At 46.6% G+C, this 18023-nt stretch carries 16 protein-coding genes; 4 read left to right on the top strand and 12 right to left on the bottom strand.

The genetic code is table 11. From position 1 onward, the window contains the following. Positions 1 to 31: 31 nt before the first annotated feature. The 12 genes from MKY85_RS01160 to MKY85_RS01105 all read right to left on the bottom strand — a co-directional run bounded on the left by MKY85_RS01160 (position 32) and on the right by MKY85_RS01105 (position 12524). Positions 32 to 1072: a sialidase family protein gene (locus tag MKY85_RS01160; protein ID WP_342571586.1), complete on the bottom strand. Its 1041-nt coding sequence runs from the start codon at positions 1070 to 1072 to the stop codon at positions 32 to 34. A 225-nt stretch (positions 1073 to 1297) separates the two neighbouring features. Next, complete coding sequence (locus MKY85_RS01155) at positions 1298 to 1489, bottom strand: hypothetical protein (RefSeq protein WP_339239064.1); 192 nt, start codon at positions 1487 to 1489, stop codon at positions 1298 to 1300. A 187-nt stretch (positions 1490 to 1676) separates the two neighbouring features. Continuing rightward, complete coding sequence (locus MKY85_RS01150; protein WP_342571585.1) at positions 1677 to 4460, bottom strand: glycoside hydrolase family 3 C-terminal domain-containing protein; 2784 nt, start codon at positions 4458 to 4460, stop codon at positions 1677 to 1679. A gap of 227 nt (positions 4461 to 4687) precedes the next feature. Further along, positions 4688 to 5776 carry a low temperature requirement protein A gene (locus MKY85_RS01145; protein ID WP_339239061.1) on the bottom strand — a complete coding sequence of 363 codons (1089 nt, stop codon included), beginning with the start codon at positions 5774 to 5776 and terminating at the stop codon, positions 4688 to 4690. A 40-nt stretch (positions 5777 to 5816) separates the two neighbouring features. Beyond that, positions 5817 to 6773 (bottom strand): ring-cleaving dioxygenase, encoded by a 957-nt coding sequence (locus MKY85_RS01140; protein WP_339239059.1) that lies wholly within the window; start codon positions 6771 to 6773, stop codon positions 5817 to 5819. Between the two features lie 148 nt (positions 6774 to 6921). Further along, entirely contained in the window at positions 6922 to 7149 is a 228-nt protein-coding gene (locus MKY85_RS01135) for a DUF896 domain-containing protein (RefSeq protein WP_339242865.1), read from the bottom strand. A gap of 248 nt (positions 7150 to 7397) precedes the next feature. Next, positions 7398 to 8438 carry an SPFH domain-containing protein gene (locus MKY85_RS01130; RefSeq protein ID WP_339258291.1) on the bottom strand — a complete coding sequence of 347 codons (1041 nt, stop codon included), beginning with the start codon at positions 8436 to 8438 and terminating at the stop codon, positions 7398 to 7400. Between the two features lie 47 nt (positions 8439 to 8485). Beyond that, the gene (locus MKY85_RS01125) at positions 8486 to 9283 is read right to left on the bottom strand and encodes a TPM domain-containing protein (protein WP_342571584.1); all 798 of its coding nucleotides are present in this window, start codon (positions 9281 to 9283) and stop codon (positions 8486 to 8488) included. Continuing rightward, a complete protein-coding gene (locus tag MKY85_RS01120) occupies positions 9280 to 10311 on the bottom strand; it encodes a TFIIB-type zinc ribbon-containing protein (protein WP_342571583.1) in 1032 nt (343 codons plus the stop codon). Before MKY85_RS01120 ends, MKY85_RS01125 begins: the two co-directional genes overlap by 4 nt. A gap of 36 nt (positions 10312 to 10347) precedes the next feature. Further along, on the bottom strand, positions 10348 to 11052 hold the full coding sequence (locus MKY85_RS01115; protein WP_339258287.1) for a PspA/IM30 family protein: 705 nt from the start codon (positions 11050 to 11052) through the stop codon (positions 10348 to 10350). Between the two features lie 197 nt (positions 11053 to 11249). Further along, positions 11250 to 12203: an alpha/beta hydrolase gene (locus MKY85_RS01110; RefSeq protein WP_342571582.1), complete on the bottom strand. Its 954-nt coding sequence runs from the start codon at positions 12201 to 12203 to the stop codon at positions 11250 to 11252. A gap of 102 nt (positions 12204 to 12305) precedes the next feature. Continuing rightward, complete coding sequence (locus MKY85_RS01105) at positions 12306 to 12524, bottom strand: hypothetical protein (RefSeq protein WP_342571581.1); 219 nt, start codon at positions 12522 to 12524, stop codon at positions 12306 to 12308. Between the two features lie 225 nt (positions 12525 to 12749). Between MKY85_RS01105 and MKY85_RS01100 the strand changes: the two genes are divergently transcribed. From MKY85_RS01100 to pdxA, 4 genes are all read left to right on the top strand, one after another. After that, entirely contained in the window at positions 12750 to 14432 is a 1683-nt protein-coding gene (locus MKY85_RS01100; RefSeq protein WP_342571580.1) for a PrpR N-terminal domain-containing protein, read from the top strand. 167 nt (positions 14433 to 14599) lie between these two features. Then, positions 14600 to 15586: a 2-keto-3-deoxygluconate permease gene (locus MKY85_RS01095; protein ID WP_339239051.1), complete on the top strand. Its 987-nt coding sequence runs from the start codon at positions 14600 to 14602 to the stop codon at positions 15584 to 15586. 89 nt (positions 15587 to 15675) lie between these two features. Beyond that, positions 15676 to 16971 carry a four-carbon acid sugar kinase family protein gene (locus MKY85_RS01090; RefSeq protein ID WP_339239050.1) on the top strand — a complete coding sequence of 432 codons (1296 nt, stop codon included), beginning with the start codon at positions 15676 to 15678 and terminating at the stop codon, positions 16969 to 16971. After that, complete coding sequence (pdxA, locus tag MKY85_RS01085) at positions 16968 to 17969, top strand: 4-hydroxythreonine-4-phosphate dehydrogenase PdxA (protein WP_192136204.1); 1002 nt, start codon at positions 16968 to 16970, stop codon at positions 17967 to 17969. Before MKY85_RS01090 ends, pdxA begins: the two co-directional genes overlap by 4 nt. Positions 17970 to 18023: the final 54 nt, after the last annotated feature.

The raw sequence follows: 18023 nt of genomic DNA, 5'->3' as shown, positions 1-18023 counted from the left end.
CCATGACATATAGGACCGACAAAGTGCATCATCAGCGCTCCTGCGGCCCTTCTTCATCGTTATGAGTGACGGTCAGCTTCCAACATGCAATCCGATCCCTTTTCCACGTATAGGTGACATATAGAACCTTCCCCTTGGATACGATTGCCGGATACGAGTATTCCCCCGGTTCATTCTCCAGCACATATTCATCACTCCAGGTCTGACCATTGTCCCTTGAAAAAGTAATCACCAGCGGAGTTCGAGGACTCTCCGTTGTGTATCCACGGATTGGATTGTAGACAAGCGCAAGCAAGCCATACTCCATGCGTATGGCATCAATCCCACTATTGTTATTGGGTAGTTCTGTAGCGTAAGCTTCGCACCATGTGCGTCCACCATCTAGCGAATCACTGCGATAAATAAACCCTTCCGTACTGCGCAGAAGCATGTGAACGCGCTCTCCACCAGAAGACCATAATGCAGGCTGGATCAGCCCCTTGGCAAACCAATGCTCAGACCCAACATAGGTGGACAGATCCATCGGCACATGCGCACTCTTCGTCCATGTTCCCCCGTGATCTGTAGAGATATCGACAAATGACTCCCAGATCTGCTTGCCTGATACCTCAGGGTCCAATCGTTCAATCGATGCAGGAGCCAGTATTGTTCCATCCGCCAACTGAATAGGTTTGTTCCGAACCGGCCCACGGCCACCAATATCTCCGGGCACCAGCTCCCGAGAAGCTGTCCACGTGTACCCACCGTCTACTGATTGAATGAAGCGGGTATGCCAGTCCGTAATTTCATGCCCTACTTTATAAAAGAGCATCAGTGAATCATTCTGTGCATATAGCACCGGGTTCCAGTGAGCTATACCTTCCTCATCTGCAACTTTGCATGGAACAGACCACGCTCCGTTACCACTCTGCCTTGCGAGCCAAATCGCTACATCACTCGCCTTCTCATGCTGACCTGCAAACCAAGCAACCAGCAGATCACCATCTGGTAACACAGCAACCGTGGACGCATGACTGCTCTGAAAAGGCTGACCTTCCTGAAAGATAAATTGTTTGTCCGCAATGATCTTCATGAATGGATTCTCCTTTGGGGGACCGGAATGGGTTAGCAAATAGAGAGTGCAACGTATTTTAAGTGCTTCGTTGAATCATTTTGTTATTTTTGTTATTTTTGTTATTTACAATGTTATTATCAATTAGCAATAGTCTAAAACGTTAGGTTCAGAACGTCAATACAAAAAAAGACACCCTTAGGGTGTCTTCATGTCTCGGATAAACTTAAGATTATCCGAGCTTTTCTATTTTTTACGCCGAGCCTTCGTCATTCGATTAAACATAATCAGTGCCGCAATGATCATGGCAATCATGGCAATATTACTTGCCACTTCTTGTGATAAGCCAAAAAGAACGCCCAGGTTAGTCACCAGACCTCTTACAATCAGCGCCACCACAACTAACAGGATCGGACTCATAAAATTATAATTTCTCATTCTTCGCAACACCCCTGACCCCATTGTTCAGAACTCCAAAATCCCATAACACTATCATAACAGCAGCTATTCCGTGTTACAACAAAGGACACCGCGAGCAGTGTCCTTTGTCATGTACCCACGTATTCTGCTTTGGATGAAGAACAATCTTATGATTGCTGCTATCACAAGATATTTCTGATTATCTCTACACCTGCTTGAATTCGATCCAATCAATCTGGAGACCTGGTTTGGTGAAGTCCAGTTTCAATTCATACAGTCCTGCTTCAAGGTCTACTTTGACAAGCTTCTGTCTGATCCATTTGCCTTCCGTACCATTCGTTTGAATGGTGGTTACCAACTGGTCATTCAGGAGCAGGTTACATGCACTTTGAGCCAGTTCCGGCTCAGGGGACATGATCTGTACAATAATCCGATAATGGCCAGGCTCGTCCACTTTCATATAAACCGGTTCAGCTACCGCAGGTTTCACCTGTGCATTCTCAACCAGAACCTGGGCCTGTGCAGCCGATAGGGAGGCATTCGCTTGGAACGAAGCTACGTTCTCCACGATCTCGTGTTTTCTATCGGACACCGGTGCATTCATGATGAATCTGCAGATGTTGATTGCCGAGCGTTGCAGTTCTCCGCGAGTCAATGTTCCATTTTCCAAGGATTCAATCGTGTTATCGTCCCAGCCGTTGATCTCTGCGCCGTAGTTCGGTACAACCATGTAGAGATCATTCTGCGCACGAATCATCCAGTTCGTGTATTTGCGATCCGCTTCTCCACCTTCGGTCACATCGTTCATAATGGCCCACCAGTCGGTCATGACGATACCCTCAAAATTCCACTCGCCGCGCAAAATTGTGGTATTCAGGTCGTAGTTCGATGCCGCCCAGTGTCCGTTAATCGGGTTGTAGGAGGTCATAATGGAGTTCGCTCCGCCTTCTTTTACAGCGATTTCGAACCCTTTCAGGTAAATTTCACGCAGTGCACGTTCGGAGACAACAGCATCCACTTTACTGCGGTGTTTCTCCTGGTTGTTGCAGGCAAAGTGTTTCAGTGTGGCATTGGAACCACCCTTCATAATACCTTTCGTACACGCTGCGGCAAATACACCCGAGATCAGTGGATCTTCAGAGAAGTACTCAAAGTTCCGACCATTAAGCGGGCTCCGGCGGATATTCAGACCAGGTCCGAGCAGGGTATCCACCTGATTTCTGAGCAGTTCCTGTCCTTCCATCACATACAACTCTTCAACAAGCTCCTTGTTCCATGTCGCCGCAAGCAACGTACCAATGGATACCTGGGTTGCTTTCTCTCCACTGTCCATACGAATACCGGACGGGCCATCTGCCGTACATGCTACCGGAATACCGTAGTTGAACAGGCTGTCGCTGACACCCCCAAATGCAGATGCCGTTCCCGAAGTAACGAGTGGACTGCTCATGCCTTCGCCACGGACAATCGCTGCCAGATCCTGATCATTCAATTGAGCGATGAAGGCTTCCAGACTCACTTTGCCAGCTTTAACGTCACTCAGCTTGTGGCCCTGGTTCCCCGTCTGCTCCAGCGTTTGCGGGAGATTCTGCTCGATCCGGTTCGCCATGGATATCTTACGTTTCGGTACTTCTGCATAAGTCAGTTCATATGATCCATCTTCCTTGCGCGCACCTGGTTTCATCCGTGTAAAATCTTCCGTTGGGGCCATCGCTTCTTGCAGCTGCTCCACCAATTGAAGGGATTCAATCACATATCCATCCTGGCCATCGATGCTAACGTGCTGCACTTGTTTCACACTGGTTCCTACATGCAGTCGATATGTGCCTTCTTCCAGAACGTATGCGGAAGCATGACCTGTAACACCCGCATCATCGTAGGATGCCATGTCATGGATCGGGAAGCTGATCGTCAGAATTTCTGACTCACCCGGCTGTAACAATCCTGTCTTGCCAAAAGCAACCAAAGCCTTCACCGGTTGTCCCAGTTTGCCTTGTGGTGCTTCATAATAGACTTGTACAACCTCTTTGCCCGCATATGTTGTACCTGAGTTGGTCACATTGACACAAACTTCAATGTAGGTTTCGCCGTCTTTGGACACAGATTTCGCTTCTTCATGCTGGGCCAAAAACGTCGTATAAGACAGGCCGTAACCGAATTCAAACTGAACACGCTCAGGTCGAAACGTTTCGAAATAACGATAACCTACATAGATATCTTCCTGATACAGGTTCTTGAACTCATTGCCGTAGTTGCTTGTCGAAGGATAATCTTCGATGGAATATGCAATCGTATCTGTCAGTTTACCGCTTGGTGTAACGTCGCCCGCCAGCACATCAGCAATCGCGTTCCCACCCTCCATACCGCCATGCCAGGAGTAAATTACGCCTTGGATTGGATGTAGATACGTTTCGTTTAACCAGCTCATGTCGATGATATTCGAGACATTCAGCACTACGATTGTATGTTCAAACTGCGCAGTGACTTGCTTCAGCATCGCTTTCTCATCTTCGGTCAGTTGGTAACTTCCTGGCGCATCCGCATTATCCTGATCTTCTCCTGCTGTACGTCCAATTACGATAATGGCTTTGCTGGATTTGCTTCTTGCCTGTGCAACCAGTTCATCCGTCAAAGGCATTTCTTTCTGATTCCATGGCTCGGCCGCCCATACTTTTCCGCCATCATCAAATGGATTCTCTTCAATCCACTTCTCATAGACAGCTGCCAGCTCTTCGTTCACCGTTATATTCTTTTTGCTGCGCAGACCATCGAGCAGATTGGTTGTGTAGGCTACATGTACACTACCGCCTGAACCCGTGCCGCTGCGATAATAATTCACTTGAATTCGTCCAAAAACTGAAACGTTTTCGTTTTCACGAAGTGGAAGCACTTGCCCTTCATTTTTGAGTAAAACGGCTCCTTCAGCGGCAACCGTACGACTAAACTCTGCAAACCCTTCCAATGGAACTCCGATTTGATGTGTGCTCAATGATTTCCCTCCTGATTGTCATCCCCATATCTACGAACGAATAAGACCATTCCATATGATCTGGTAGATTCACTTGTACATAGTCTCATATTAACAGATTCCATAGAAGAAATTAAATTAGATTTGTGCTTTATTTATATTATTAAGTCTTGCCCGGAATTTGCTGCATAACAAAAAGCCACGGACGCCTGTTGTCCGTGACTTTTCTTCAGTTGAGATGACTCGTATCAAGTCGTAAGTTTCGCATACACCAGGAAGAATAACATGTCTTCGCCCATGATGACATAACCCGGAACCCGGTAGACCAGATCCACAAGGACAAATGCCACCAGTAACCCTACCATGAACGCCAGATGACGCGGACCCAGTCGCAGATGTGCGTGTCTATAACGATGGAACACAAGTGAGGTCGACAAGAAATACAGTAGCGCCGATCCAAACACAAACCCTAGCATGAACACATAGTTTAACTGGTTCTGATATAACAGCTGAATTGAAGCAGCGATCATACTCATGGAGATGTAGATGAACAGATGGCCGTATATGATCGCTTGTCCGGCAGTCTGAATCTCTTTGCTGACCTTTTTCTCCACGTTGTCAAAGTACTGCCACCATATCGCAATGACAAAGATGGACGTAAATGCGGCAAACAGGATAGATTTCATATCCCAATGATCGGCTTGCAGCACAGCGATAATACTAACTACCGATTCACCCAGCAGGATGAGTGTAAATAACGCAAAACGTTCCAACAAATGATGAGTCTGAACAGGTACTTTCACCAGATTTTTACGTCCGATCAACGGAAGCACAATGTCCACTGCAATTCCTGCATACAAAATCAAGTAGCGCAGCCAGGAATCGAAGAATAGTGAACCTGATGAGATCAATATACCAATGAGGAAACATGTGCCCAAGTACCGGGCGGCTTGCTGTTGATGCTCACTTTTCGACTTGTGAACCGTCAGATACTGTATCGCCGTAAACGCCCGTGAACCGATATAACCCACGAAGAAGGACAGGTAGTATTGGTCAAAATGGGTAGACAGGCTCGCCGTCATGACCATCACGGACAGGAGTTGAAGGATGAGAAATATTCTATGAATCAGGATGTCTTGACCATAGCGGTTAATAAACAAGGTCTGACCAACCCATGCCCACCAAACAGGGATGAAAATAAGCACAAACTTCATTAAGTATTCAAACGTAATTACTCCGTGTTCGGCATGTAACAAGACATGACCCGCCTTGGAGACCGCAGCTACGAAGAGCAGATCGTAAAACAGCTCCAGCCATGTAACCTTTTTCTCCATCATCCTTCGTTGCTCCTTAGATTTTATAGTAATAGAACTCTTCTTATTTCGCAGTTGTAGCAGGTTCGAGTGTTCTTACCACGATTGGTTGCAGATTGTCCTCGATTTGAGCGCGGTATTTCTCGAACCACTCTGGCAGCATCAATTTTTGTCCGAGCGAATCTGCAGGTTCATCTTTGGCAAAGCCCGGAGGATCGGTAGCAATCTCGAACAGGATACCGCCAGCTTCTCTGAAGTAGATCGCGTTAAAGTACTGACGATCCCGAACTGGAGTCGGTTGATACCCGTAATCACGTACAGCTTCACTCCACTGTGCATGCTCCACGTCATCAGTGGCGCGCCATGCAATATGATGCACCGTTCCAGCTCCACCCATGCCCAGAGGTATACGGGTCACCGGAACATCCACAACATTACCGATGTCTCCACTCGACCGGAAACGGGCATACTCTTCATTTTCACCCACTTTGACAAATCCCAAAATTTTCTCAAGCGCATCCATCGTTCTCTGCGGGTTTACACTGAACAGGACAGCACCGCCAAAGCCTTTGATGGCTTTATCTGTTGGAATTCCTTCGTGTGCCCAAGTGCTGGTTGCTCCCTCTTCCCGTTCAACAAGCTCAAGCCGCAGGCCTTCACTATCTTCGAATTGAAGCAGCTCTTCATTGAAGCGAGTTGTCTGAGTTACCTCAATGTTATACTGTTCCAGCCGGTTCTGCCAGAAGCCAATCGACCCAGGAGGAATGACATAGGAAGTGATACCGACCTGTCCTCCGCCAATTTTGCCCCGTGGTGATCCAGCGGATGGGAAGAAGGTAATGATGGTACCTGGGCTTCCATGTTCGTCTCCAAAATACAGGTGGTATACATCAGGTGCATCGAAATTGATTGTTTTTTTCACGAGACGCAGTCCCAGAACTCCGGCATAAAAGTCAACGTTGGCCTGTGGATCTCCTGCGAAAGCTGTAATATGGTGGATACCTGCTGTTTGAATAGTCATGATTAATTCCTCCTTGGTTTGGTAAGCATGTTTGGAATCTGCTAGGTGTCAGAGATCATTTGATAAATGAGATAGTTTAGATCGTTGATTCATTTATAGTAAGTTTGTATTATCTTTAAATTAAGATATATAGTCTGGTGAATGATTTCTATTTGTTATTTTGATTGGCCTGTTCTTGTTTCAATTTATCAGGAGTCACGTCATCGCCGTTCGGATCATAGATGGTTGCATTCAAGAGAATGTCGTTGACCGAACCGCGAAAAGTTTGCAGATATTCCTGGCGAAGATTAACCTGTTCCTCTTTCTCCATCTCCGTCAATCCGCCCTCTTTGGCTTTTCTTGCAAGTTCATTAATTCTGGTCAATGTTGGGATCATCATCTTGATCGCTCCTCATGTAATGGATTAAAGATATTTGTTTGTGTTGGTTTTTATACTCAAATTAAATATCTTAATTTAAAGATAAATGATTTGTTATTAGTTGTCAACTGTTTTATCTAAACTACAATAAATAAATTGGCTTGCCGCTCATCACCCTGTTGTAATAACTATGCATCCAAAAAAAAGGGCTAGCTCCGCAGTAATTTCACTTCCTGCGAACCTAACCCCTACCTGTGTTTATTTTATTAACCCAGCTTTTGACCACAGTTTGGACAGAAATTGGCTCCTTCATTCTTAGCTCCACAGTTCGGACAGAAGTTAGGCTTCTTGTTGCCCTCTGTAGATGGAGAGTTACCTGCATCACCGTTGCTATTGCCCGCTGGCTTCTGGTCCGCGTTCTGATTCTGAGACGAATTGGCATTATTGTTGTTCTGGTTCTGGTTCTGGTTCATGTTCTTCATCATTTCATTGGCCATGTTCATACCCATCATCATGCCTGCCATATCCGAGGCCGCGCCGCCGCCCTGTACTTTACCGGATGAGATACCGTCTGTCATGCTGACCTGCTGATACTTTTGCAGATTACCAATCATCTCATGCGAAGCGGTCTTCGTAATCATATCCTGAATCTCTTTTGGATAATTGAAGCTCATTACCTGGAAACCGGTAATCCCAATGCCGATGTCCATCATCTGCATATCCAGATCTTCCTGAATCCCTTTGGCAATATCCGATGCATTGGCCTGCAGGTTAAACATATCCTTCCCTTCACGGCTAATCCACTTCATTAGAAGCTGATCCAGCACGGAAGTGATTCGGATTTTGACATCCTCGACCAAATAGCTCTGCTTGATGCCTGCAATCTTATCAATCAAGGTCACATAGTCACTCACTTTGAAGTTAAACGTACCGTTGGCCCGAATCGGCATTCCACCCGGGAGTTGTGGTGTCGGAATTAATACCGGACTTTGCGTGCCCCAGCGCACGGTAAACTCTTTGGTATTTACAAACAATACCTCCACCCGCATACCGCTGTTGAATCCGAACTTGAACCCTTTTAAGGTAGAAAGAAACGGAATGATCTCGGAATCGATATTAAATGATCCTTCGTCCTCAAAAATCCCTTCCACTTTACCGTTATTCAGGAAAATGGCGTCCTGACCAGAACGGATGATAAGTTTACTCCCCTTCTTGATCTCCCGGTTGCTCCACTTCCAAAATATCATGTCATCTCTAAACTCTTCCCATTCCACCACATTCGAAAACTGATTTCTGAAAAATCCCATACTTGTTCCCATCCCTTCTATTAGAAAATCCGTATACTAAGTAGTTATTAAAATGATCCTCTACTTCCACTATGTGAGTGGCCACCTCGCGATGTACCGCCTCCGCCGCCACCATTGTTATTGTTCTTCTCGATTTTGCGCTTGGTTACGGTTGTACGGATATAACGATCCTGACGATCTATTACACTGGAATTGCTTGAATCCTCATAAGTCGCACGATTGACTGTGACACGTCCGCCGGAACGATAGGTCATAATACCAACAACAATCCCCCCAAGAACGACCGAGACTCCTAACTGAAACCATCCGTTAAACAAAATATTGTTCGGATTCACACCAGGTTCATACCCCATATATTTGTATGAGAGCTCAATATATTTCTCAAATGCAAGTTTATAATCCCCACTGGACAATTCAGAGGTAATCCGGTTACGGATAGAATCCAGCCGCTGATCACTCAGATATTCTTTTGCCTTATAAAATCCAGCCAGGTACACTTCGCGATTATTCATATCCATCGTCAATATGACAGCATTACCAAATTTCTTATCGTACCCTAGCCCCTGCTTATCATAAAAATCTTCTGTTAAAAGCACAACATCCTGATTCTCTATATTATTTGTTGTCAAAATAACAAAGTCCGTCTGCCGTTCCGCGCCATACTGATTCGCAAGTGCATTCAGCTCAACCTTATCCTGCTCACTTAGCAGGTTGGCCTCATCGTAGATGAGATTTTTGCTCTCCGCTGCGGATGCCGATGACATGGGAACCAACGGAGCGACAAGCGTTACCATTAGTAAAATGAGTGTAGCCATCACGACAACCAGAGGGGTTCTTTTTCTCATAAGAATCCACCTCCCATCATCCAGGAAACCAGCTTCAGTGACAGCAACGAGACGGCAGATACTCCTGCGAACCATCCAGCCACTTTGGCTTTGCTGATCGGCGGTTTACCGACCACTTTACCTGTCTGTCCATTCATGGCAAAGGTATACTGTGCCCGATTGTAGTCATAGTTGACCATCCACACCGGGAGCAGCACATAGTCCGCATGTTTGAGCGTGGTATCAATCTGTTTATCTGTATAGCTCACGCTGCTATAACCAGATACGGTTGAGGCAATATAAGAATCAATGTAAGATCTCGTCTTATCCTTGGCCCGTGGAAAAAGTTCCTCGTCCGTATAGCTATATTTTTCCGCAATATACCCCGCCAGATACGGGGTCTTGAACGATTTCAGCTGATTATATGGAAAAGGCTCCAGCTTATCCATCAGTTCATCCTTCATTTTCTCCGATGCATCGATGGGCAGATTCACGTAATTCAGCCGAATTCGGCGATATATATCGAAATGCTGTGTTTCCGTGTAATGGTAGTCGCCCTGGGTGTAGGATCTGACCTTGGTGCCACGGCCATGCACTTCGATCTTGTTATGTAACTCATACAACCAGAACGGTACGTACATGCCGGTAATGCTCTGAATTCGATCGGCGGACATGAAGCCACTTGGCGTTAATAGGCCGTTTTTGCACCACTTTTTGAAAGCCTGTTTGGCTTGATCCTTGTTGATCGAAAAGGGAATCACCATCGCGGGGGCCAGATTGCCCGTCAGCCGATCACTGAGTACAACCGCTGCACCGCAGAAACTGCATGTCGTCGCACTCGTCTCCGGCTCTGTCACAATGTCAGCTCCGCAGCTGTTACAGTGGTATTCCTTGACCTCATCTTCGGTGAATACCTGTCTCTTCAATGGATCGGGGATCTGCTCTATGTTGTCCTGGCGGCCGCAGCTGGGACAGGATAGTGCACCTGACACACTGTCAAAGATCATACCACTGCCGCAGTTGGGACATTTATATTCAATAACCGGCATCTGCTCACCTCAATGTTAACGAAATGGTGTAACGTATTATTTATTCTTCAGCTTCTCCTGAATCGCTGCGAGTTCTTCATCCGCACTTGGCGAAGCATGTTCATTATTACCCGCATCTGCGTTCATGTCCCTCTCAAGCTGGGCGATTAATTCGTCCAGATCATCTTCCTGTGCTCCAGCACGCAGTTCTGCCAACGCTTCTGCTTCGTTCAATGCCTGGTTGGCCTTGTCTTCCATGGCCTTCAATGCGGCATCAGCCTTGCCCGCAGATGCATTCCGTTCATTGGTCTGTTGCTGCGCCTTCGCATCTGCCATGCGTCCTTTCAGTTCGGCATGCCGCGCTTCCAGTTGCCCCAGATCGGCAACCAGCTTATCGTTCATATGCTTCATCATCTTGGCTTTGGCGGAAGCACGTTCATAGGCAGCCTGTAATTCGTTTAATTTGTCAGCCAGCTTCACTTTCTTCTCCAGAAAATTACGTGCCTTGTCTTCGTCTCCGGACTCCGCCGATTTCTCTGCGTACCGCTGTAACTTCTTGACCTCGGCGCTGCACTCATCCAGTGCTCGCTTCGCCCGGCTCTCATCCGACAACACCGCCGTCGTCTCGGCCTTCACCTGCCCCAGATCACTGCTCAGGTTGCGCATATACTCATTCACGCTCTTCTCCGGGTCTTCTGCCCGAGACAGCATGTGGTTCACATTCGCTTTCATCACGTCTCTAAACCTCGATAAGATTCCCATTACGTGTTCCTCCTCCGAAAAGTTCATATGTATACTATAATACATGAATACGCCCACATACGTTTCACATTTCACGATGGCAAGTGGAGTCCATACGATCCAAATTCACACGATCATAGCGCAAAATAAGAAAAGACGAGCACCTGTAGTGTCGTCTCACGATCCGAAAACTTTCTCCTAACTCTCTTCTTCCCTACTCACAGTTCATTAATGAATTTCATGCTCTCCTCTGCGATCCGATCTGGATCTGTATTATGTATATAATGATTGCTATCTAGAATCTGATATTGTCCCATTTTTACAGACTCGATATAACTTATTAAGTACGTTTGCCAATTCTCAACGGGCAACTCTTTTCCATTAGATATAAAGAAATACATCGGTACATCTGGAATTCCTAGCTTTGCAACCTTTGCTGCATTCTGTTTAATCATTCTAACTTCTTCATTCATGTTCGATGTCTGGGTGTTCTTGTAGAACAATGCCCGATACATTACCTCTTCCTGAGTAGACAGATGATTCTCCTTAATTGCAGCGGATGAATCCACAATCCCAGGGAAAAAGCGCGTAATCCCCATTCGTGCTCCCAAACTTGTAACGCTCATCATACCGCTCGAGGGCAAAGGATATGCTTCATATACTTCTGGAATGGTAGGATCCAATCCAATGATCGCCTTCACTTCGTTTGGATACCGTTGTGCCCAATATAGGGCTTCAATGCCTGACATGGAATGTGGAAACAAAACATACGGTGGATTCTGACCCGACAAAGTCAGAGCTGTTCTGGTTTCTTCCAATATCGTATCTATATCACGGGACACCTTCGCCGTTTCACTGAAGCCGTAGCCCGCCTTCTCAATCACAGCAATTTTGTATTGTTCCGACAATCTGGAGTAGAGCGCCTTAAAATCCAATACAGGTGCGGATGTGCCACCACCCGACAGAAAGACCAACGTTTGTGATCCAGCGCCTTCGGTATAGACGTGCATCTGGTGATTATTTACGTTAACTTTTACACCTGGTAGCAACAGAATAGCCAACTCACTCCTGAGTTTAATCGTATGATTCGTGTAACTAATTATAATGAACAATAATATGATACCTAATGTTGCCAAGGCGCCATACCCAAATCTCTTCAACACAATTCTCATGAGCTCCCCCCAAAATAATAAACATTTCTATTTATTTTACCATGTATTTTGGAAGGTGTATGGCGCTTTAACCCTTTGCCTAAATCATCATACTTGACCGATCTATAGCTCCACCGGAAGGCTCTCCACCGCGGTGAAAAACACATCCAACAGCTCAACATTGTACACTGTACGAATGTATTCCTCGATCTGGGCTAAATCCTCTTCACGTTGATACTCCAGACATGGACGGCCTTCACTCCACAGGACTCTGCACGGGAACTTTGCGACAACATCCTTAATGATGTGATCTGGCTCAGCCACTTTACGAATGTCTCCCATATAAAACTCCTCATTTCTTTATACTTAGCGTGTGCAATGATCCATTAATTTTGAAATAGTTAAGGATTCGATTCAGTGCACTTCATCACATTTCACTTGGTGAGTTAAGCCATATCCATATCCATTTTTCGGATGTAGCCGTGTTGATTCTCGCCCATAGGTGCCATTCCTTCGCAAGTTGGCTATAATAAGGGGATCAAAGTTTTCGATAAAGGCAGGAAAATTATGCGTACACGAGTTCACTTTATTGCTCCCTACGAATCGATGATTCCTATTATACAAGAGTGCATTCCCCGTTTTCCCCAGTTAACCATTCAGACAGACGTGGGCGACTTGGCGAAAGGCGTTGAGCTAGCAATCCAAGCTGAGAAAAATGGGGCAGAGATTATCATTAGCCGCGGCGGTACCGCCCAATTGATTAAAAAAGCAGTAACTATTCCCGTCATTGATGTGCAGTTATCGGGTTATGATATGATTCGTTCACTTACCCTGGCAAGCCAGTTTAACGGTCAGACAGCGATCGTTGGTTTCTCCAACATCACCTCTGGTGCACAATCGATCATTGATCTGATGGATCTGCCTCTCAAGGTCTATACCATACATAGCTCGGAAGATGTGGCACGATTGCTCTTGGAATTGAAAGCTTCTGGGTACCGCCAGATTGTCGGGGATGTGATCACCGTCAACACCGCGAAGACCTATGGTCTGGAGGGATTGTTAATCCAATCCGGTCAGGAATCCATCCTTAGAGCAATGGCAGATGCGCAGTTGGTCTACCGTTATTTGAGCAAAAATCATGCGATATCGATCATACTGAATGACCTGGTTACACGGGAACATCCGAATTTGCTTATTTTAAATGAACGGAATGAAGTCGTATTCGAGAACCTGACCGACTTTGAGAACAATCCGCTGACCGAAAATCACATGTATCTGACCAACACGAGTCTGGAATTCCACCAATCCCAGGTCCAAAATGTGTTCATGGTGGACGATTACCAGCTCACGGTTAACGCCTATGAAACGACCCTGGACAACAAGAACTACAAGGTATACATGCTGGAAAAAGGACAACCCTATGCCTTTGCACAATTCGGCATAACAACGTTCACGGACGCATCGATGGAGCCTATCGTTGCCGAATCCCCTGCCATGCAGGCGGTATTAAAGAACATTCGGGCACTTTACGAGAATCATGAACCGATCTATCTGCTAGGTGAAGCGGATTCCGGTAAATCTTTTCTAGTCAAACATATTCATCAGATGTACTCTGCCGGCGGACTGTTATTACAGATCGATCTCTCACAAGTGCCTTCCGGTCATTTGCACAAGATACCACTCGCCAAGGTTCGAAATGTAGAGATTAACCACATGGAGACACGTATGGAAGATCCGGAGTTGCTCTCCTTTATCCAGAGCTGCCTTCATAACCGGATTGGGGTGTTTATACTCGGGGAGCAGGCATTGAACCCACATTGGTCACTCGATCTGGAGCTTAATACGATCATGATGCCAAATCTTGCGGATAGACCAGAAGATCTGGCCCCACTGATGCAGCATTTTCTTACGGGATATTACCAGAAGTACGGAACTACTGCGGTTAGAATAAAAGAAGATGCACTGCAGCTGATCCAAGAACAGGTCACACATATGAATGTCAACCAATTGAAACATCTGATCAAGCAGGCTACACTCAATGAGCAGGAGTATGTCATCTCCACCGCTACCTTATCCCGCTTGCTGGATCAGCAACCTTCTTCAAGTCCAATGAAGTTGAACGGTACGTTGAAGGAGATCGAAAAAGAAGTGATTCAGATTGTGCTTCAGGAGGAAAACAACAATCAATCGAAGGCTGCGGAGCGTCTGGGGATTAACCGGGCCACATTATGGCGTAAACTTAAAGATTAACTTTAAGTTTGCGTCTTTTTTATCGCCTTGTTGTGTTGCATTTTTAAACACTATAATACTTATTTAAAATTTACAATAATTTATTGTTGCTATATTAAACGATATGGGATAATATAATCCCTGCAAGCGCTTCATAAAAACGATTACTTCATAAGGAGCTAACTACTATGAACATTAAAGCAACTTTAGATCGCATCCCTGGCGGTATGATGGTTGTCCCCCTGCTGCTTGGTGCAACGATCAATACATTCTTCCCGAATGCTCTGCGCATTGGTGGATTCACGGAAGCTCTCTTCGTTAATAGTGCCAGTACGCTGATTGCGCTGTTCCTGTTAATTGCCGGTACACAGATTACGTTCAAAACGGCAGGTTCATCTGTCGGCAAAGGTTTGACCTTGCTTACGTTCAAATGGGTGATTGGTGCAGGCCTTGGTTTTATCGCTATTTTGTTTGCGGATTCAAGCGGTTTATTCCTGGGTCTGGCCCCACTTGCCATTATCGCTGCGATGACCAACTCTAACGGTGGTCTTTACATCGCACTCGCTGGTCAATACGGTAAAGAAGATGACAAGGCAGCTTACCCTTTCCTCGCGCTCAGTGATGGTCCATTCCTGACCATGGTAGCGCTCTCGATCTTTGGTGCAATGGGCTTTGCGAACGGCATGTTCTCCCCGATGGCATTCGTTGCTGTATTGCTTCCACTCATCGTTGGTGTCATTATTGGTAATCTGGACCGTAATCTGGGGGATTGGCTTTACAAAGGCAGTGACAAACTTGTTCCGTTCTTTGCATTCTCCCTGGGTATGGGAATCAACTTCTCCTCCATCATCCAAGGTGGTCTAGGTGGCATTCTGCTTGGTGTTCTAACCGTGCTTCTCACAGGCGGAATCGGATACTTCTTGTTCAAAGCCATTGGCTGGAACCCGATTGTTGGTGCTTCCGAAGGTTCAACAGCCGGCAATGCGGTAGGTACACCTGCTGCCATCGTGGCTGCTAATGCTTCATTTGGCCCGATTGCGGAGATTGCTACGGTGCAAATTGCGGCGAGCGTTGTAACGACAGCTATCCTGTTACCGATCTTCATCGGGTTCCTCTCCAAACGACTGGAGAAATCAGGTGGCGTCGAGAAATACAATCAACGACCAACCACATAAATGATTTTGATCTGATCTGATGAATTTAATTGACAATCTAATCCGAACGGACTTTTTATAAAATTGTGCTTACAAGGAGGGATGACTGCATGAAATTAGCCATTATTGCAGATGATTTGACCGGTGCCAATGACAGCGGGGTGCAGCTTGCCCGCCATGGCTTGAAAACCAGTGTTCTTTTTAATATGAATGAAGAACCTCTTACACAATACGATGCTGTCGTCTTTGATACAGATAGTCGTTCCATATCTCCGCAGGAAGCGTATGAACGTGTATATCGGGCTGCTGAGTTGCTAACGAATAATGGATTTGAGACGATTTTCAAAAAGATGGACTCCACCATGCGCGGCAATATCGGCATCGAGATTGATGCTGTGTATGATGTAGTTAAGCCTGATTTTATGATGATTGCTCCAGGATATCCGAAAAATAACCGGACTATTCTGGACGGAATTCATTACCTGAATGGCGTTCCACTGGCAGATACTGAAATTGCCCATGATCCGAAGACACCTGTAACGATTTCCTACCTTCCGGACTTATTGAAACTTCAAACCAAGTACGAAGTTGGCGAGATCACCGTCGCCGATCTGGAAGCCGGCCAGCATCATCTTTGTGCCAAGCTGAAACAGTTGAAGGAAAACAATACTCCTTACGTCCTGGTAGACTCCACCGAGGAAAGCCATCTGGAGCTGGTACTACAGATGACTCGCGAGTTGGATTATACCTTTGCCTGGGCAGGCTCAGCGGGTATTGCCAACTACCTCCCTGCTCACTTTGCACTTGAATCCAAGTCTACCGCGCTAACCATACCCGAGAATCCGGGTCCAATCCTGACGGTGGTGGGCAGTGTAAACAAAAATTCGCGCGAGCAGTTGAGTCGCTTGCTGCGCAAATCCCGCGTGGCTTCTGTCTCCTTCCACTCCTTCAAAGCGGTATCCGCGACCGCAGACCGTGCAGAAGAGATGGAACGTGTCTATAACGAGGTCCGCGACAAAGCGCTGGAAGGACAAGATGTCGTCCTTTACTCCACCGCTGAACAGATTGATATTGAATTGGCTCGTGCCACGGGCGAAGTTCGGGGACTTAATCACACCGAAGTTAGCAATGAAATTGTACTCGCAATGGGTGAGATCTGTGCCAGACTATTGGAAGAGGGACTGTTCAAGGGTGTCTCCATGACTGGTGGCGATACGGCAAAACAAATCTGTCTGAAATGGAATATTAGCGGCTTCGAGCTGCTGGACGAGCTTGAAATCGGCGTGCCGATCTCCAAGTTCATAGGCATTGATGATCTGCATGTGATTACCAAGGCAGGCGGATTCGGCAAACCAGATGTCTTTATCCATGCGATTCAAAAATTAAAAGGAGGTATTCTCGTATGAAACCTACAATCGGAATTACGATGGGCGACGCAGCAGGTATTGGACCGGAGATTATTATGAAAGCACTGGGTCATCAAGAGATGTATGATCAGTGCAACCCACTCGTGATCGGTGATGCGAAGATTCTGGAGCGCGTACTGCCGATCATCGGCTCAAGTCTGAACGTTAACGCGATTCAAGAGCCTTCCGAAGCCAAGTATGAATTCGGTACTGTAGATGTGATTGATTTGAACCTTGTCCCTGCGGACTTGGAATACGGCAAAGTATCTGCCGTGGCTGGGGATGCAGCATTCCAGTTTCTCGCCAAAGCCATTGATCTGGCCAAAAAACACCAGATTCACTCCATCTGCACAGCACCTTTGAACAAGGAAGCCCTGCATCAAGGAGGGCACCTATATCCAGGCCACACCGAAATTCTGGCGGACCTGACGGATACGCAGGACTTCTCGATGATGCTGACGACGCCTAATCTGAGAGTCATTCACCTGACGACACACATGGGTCTGATTGATGCCATCGCGAGTATTAACCCGGAAAGAACCTACACCGTTGTGAAGCTTGCCCATGATACGTTGAAAAAAGCAGGCTTTGAGAATCCGCGCGTAGCCGTATGCGGAATCAATCCTCATGCCGGAGAGAACGGACTGTTCGGCAACGGAGAGGAAGAAGAGAAACTGCAGCCCGGCATTGAGCGTGCGCAGCAGGAAGGCATTAACGTTGTTGGTCCACTCCCGGCGGACACACTCTTCTTCCGCGCTGGCCGCGGCGACTTCGATATCGTTGTAGCTTGCTATCACGACCAAGGCCATGCGCCAATTAAGGTAATGGGCATCGAGGAAGGCGTGAACATCACCGTTGGTCTGAAGGGCGGCATCATTCGTACGTCGGTCGATCATGGTACAGCCTTCGACATCGCGGGTAAGAACATCGCCGATGACAAAAGCATGCTGGCTGCCATCCGCTCCGCCATCGAGCTGGCACCGAAGGATCAGGGATAACACCAAGATTCATCCGGTACATGCGTGAGTCTGATCGTGATCGTAAGATCAATT

It is taken from the genome of Paenibacillus sp. FSL R5-0749, assembly GCF_038595085.1.
Classification (GTDB): Bacteria; Bacillota; Bacilli; order Paenibacillales; family Paenibacillaceae; genus Paenibacillus.
Note: the sequence above shows the minus strand (reverse complement) of the source record. Positions and strands in the feature narration are given on the sequence as shown.

Excerpts from the sequence above, each read along its gene's own strand:
- MKY85_RS01160 (WP_342571586.1), bottom strand. The coding sequence starts at position 1,072 with ATGAAGATCATTGCGGACAAACAATTTATCTTTCAGGAAGGTCAGCCT.
- MKY85_RS01155 (WP_339239064.1), bottom strand. The coding sequence starts at position 1,489 with ATGAGAAATTATAATTTTATGAGTCCGATCCTGTTAGTTGTGGTGGCG.
- MKY85_RS01145 (WP_339239061.1), bottom strand. The coding sequence starts at position 5,776 with ATGATGGAGAAAAAGGTTACATGGCTGGAGCTGTTTTACGATCTGCTC.
- MKY85_RS01140 (WP_339239059.1), bottom strand. The coding sequence starts at position 6,773 with ATGACTATTCAAACAGCAGGTATCCACCATATTACAGCTTTCGCAGGA.
- MKY85_RS01135 (WP_339242865.1), bottom strand. The coding sequence starts at position 7,149 with ATGATCCCAACATTGACCAGAATTAATGAACTTGCAAGAAAAGCCAAA.
- MKY85_RS01130 (WP_339258291.1), bottom strand. The coding sequence starts at position 8,438 with ATGGGATTTTTCAGAAATCAGTTTTCGAATGTGGTGGAATGGGAAGAG.
- MKY85_RS01125 (WP_342571584.1), bottom strand. The coding sequence starts at position 9,283 with ATGAGAAAAAGAACCCCTCTGGTTGTCGTGATGGCTACACTCATTTTA.
- MKY85_RS01120 (WP_342571583.1), bottom strand. The coding sequence starts at position 10,311 with ATGCCGGTTATTGAATATAAATGTCCCAACTGCGGCAGTGGTATGATC.
- MKY85_RS01115 (WP_339258287.1), bottom strand. The coding sequence starts at position 11,052 with ATGGGAATCTTATCGAGGTTTAGAGACGTGATGAAAGCGAATGTGAAC.
- MKY85_RS01110 (WP_342571582.1), bottom strand. The coding sequence starts at position 12,203 with ATGAGAATTGTGTTGAAGAGATTTGGGTATGGCGCCTTGGCAACATTA.
- MKY85_RS01105 (WP_342571581.1), bottom strand. The coding sequence starts at position 12,524 with ATGGGAGACATTCGTAAAGTGGCTGAGCCAGATCACATCATTAAGGAT.
- MKY85_RS01100 (WP_342571580.1), top strand. The coding sequence starts at position 12,750 with ATGCGTACACGAGTTCACTTTATTGCTCCCTACGAATCGATGATTCCT.
- MKY85_RS01095 (WP_339239051.1), top strand. The coding sequence starts at position 14,600 with ATGAACATTAAAGCAACTTTAGATCGCATCCCTGGCGGTATGATGGTT.
- MKY85_RS01090 (WP_339239050.1), top strand. The coding sequence starts at position 15,676 with ATGAAATTAGCCATTATTGCAGATGATTTGACCGGTGCCAATGACAGC.
- pdxA (WP_192136204.1), top strand. The coding sequence starts at position 16,968 with ATGAAACCTACAATCGGAATTACGATGGGCGACGCAGCAGGTATTGGA.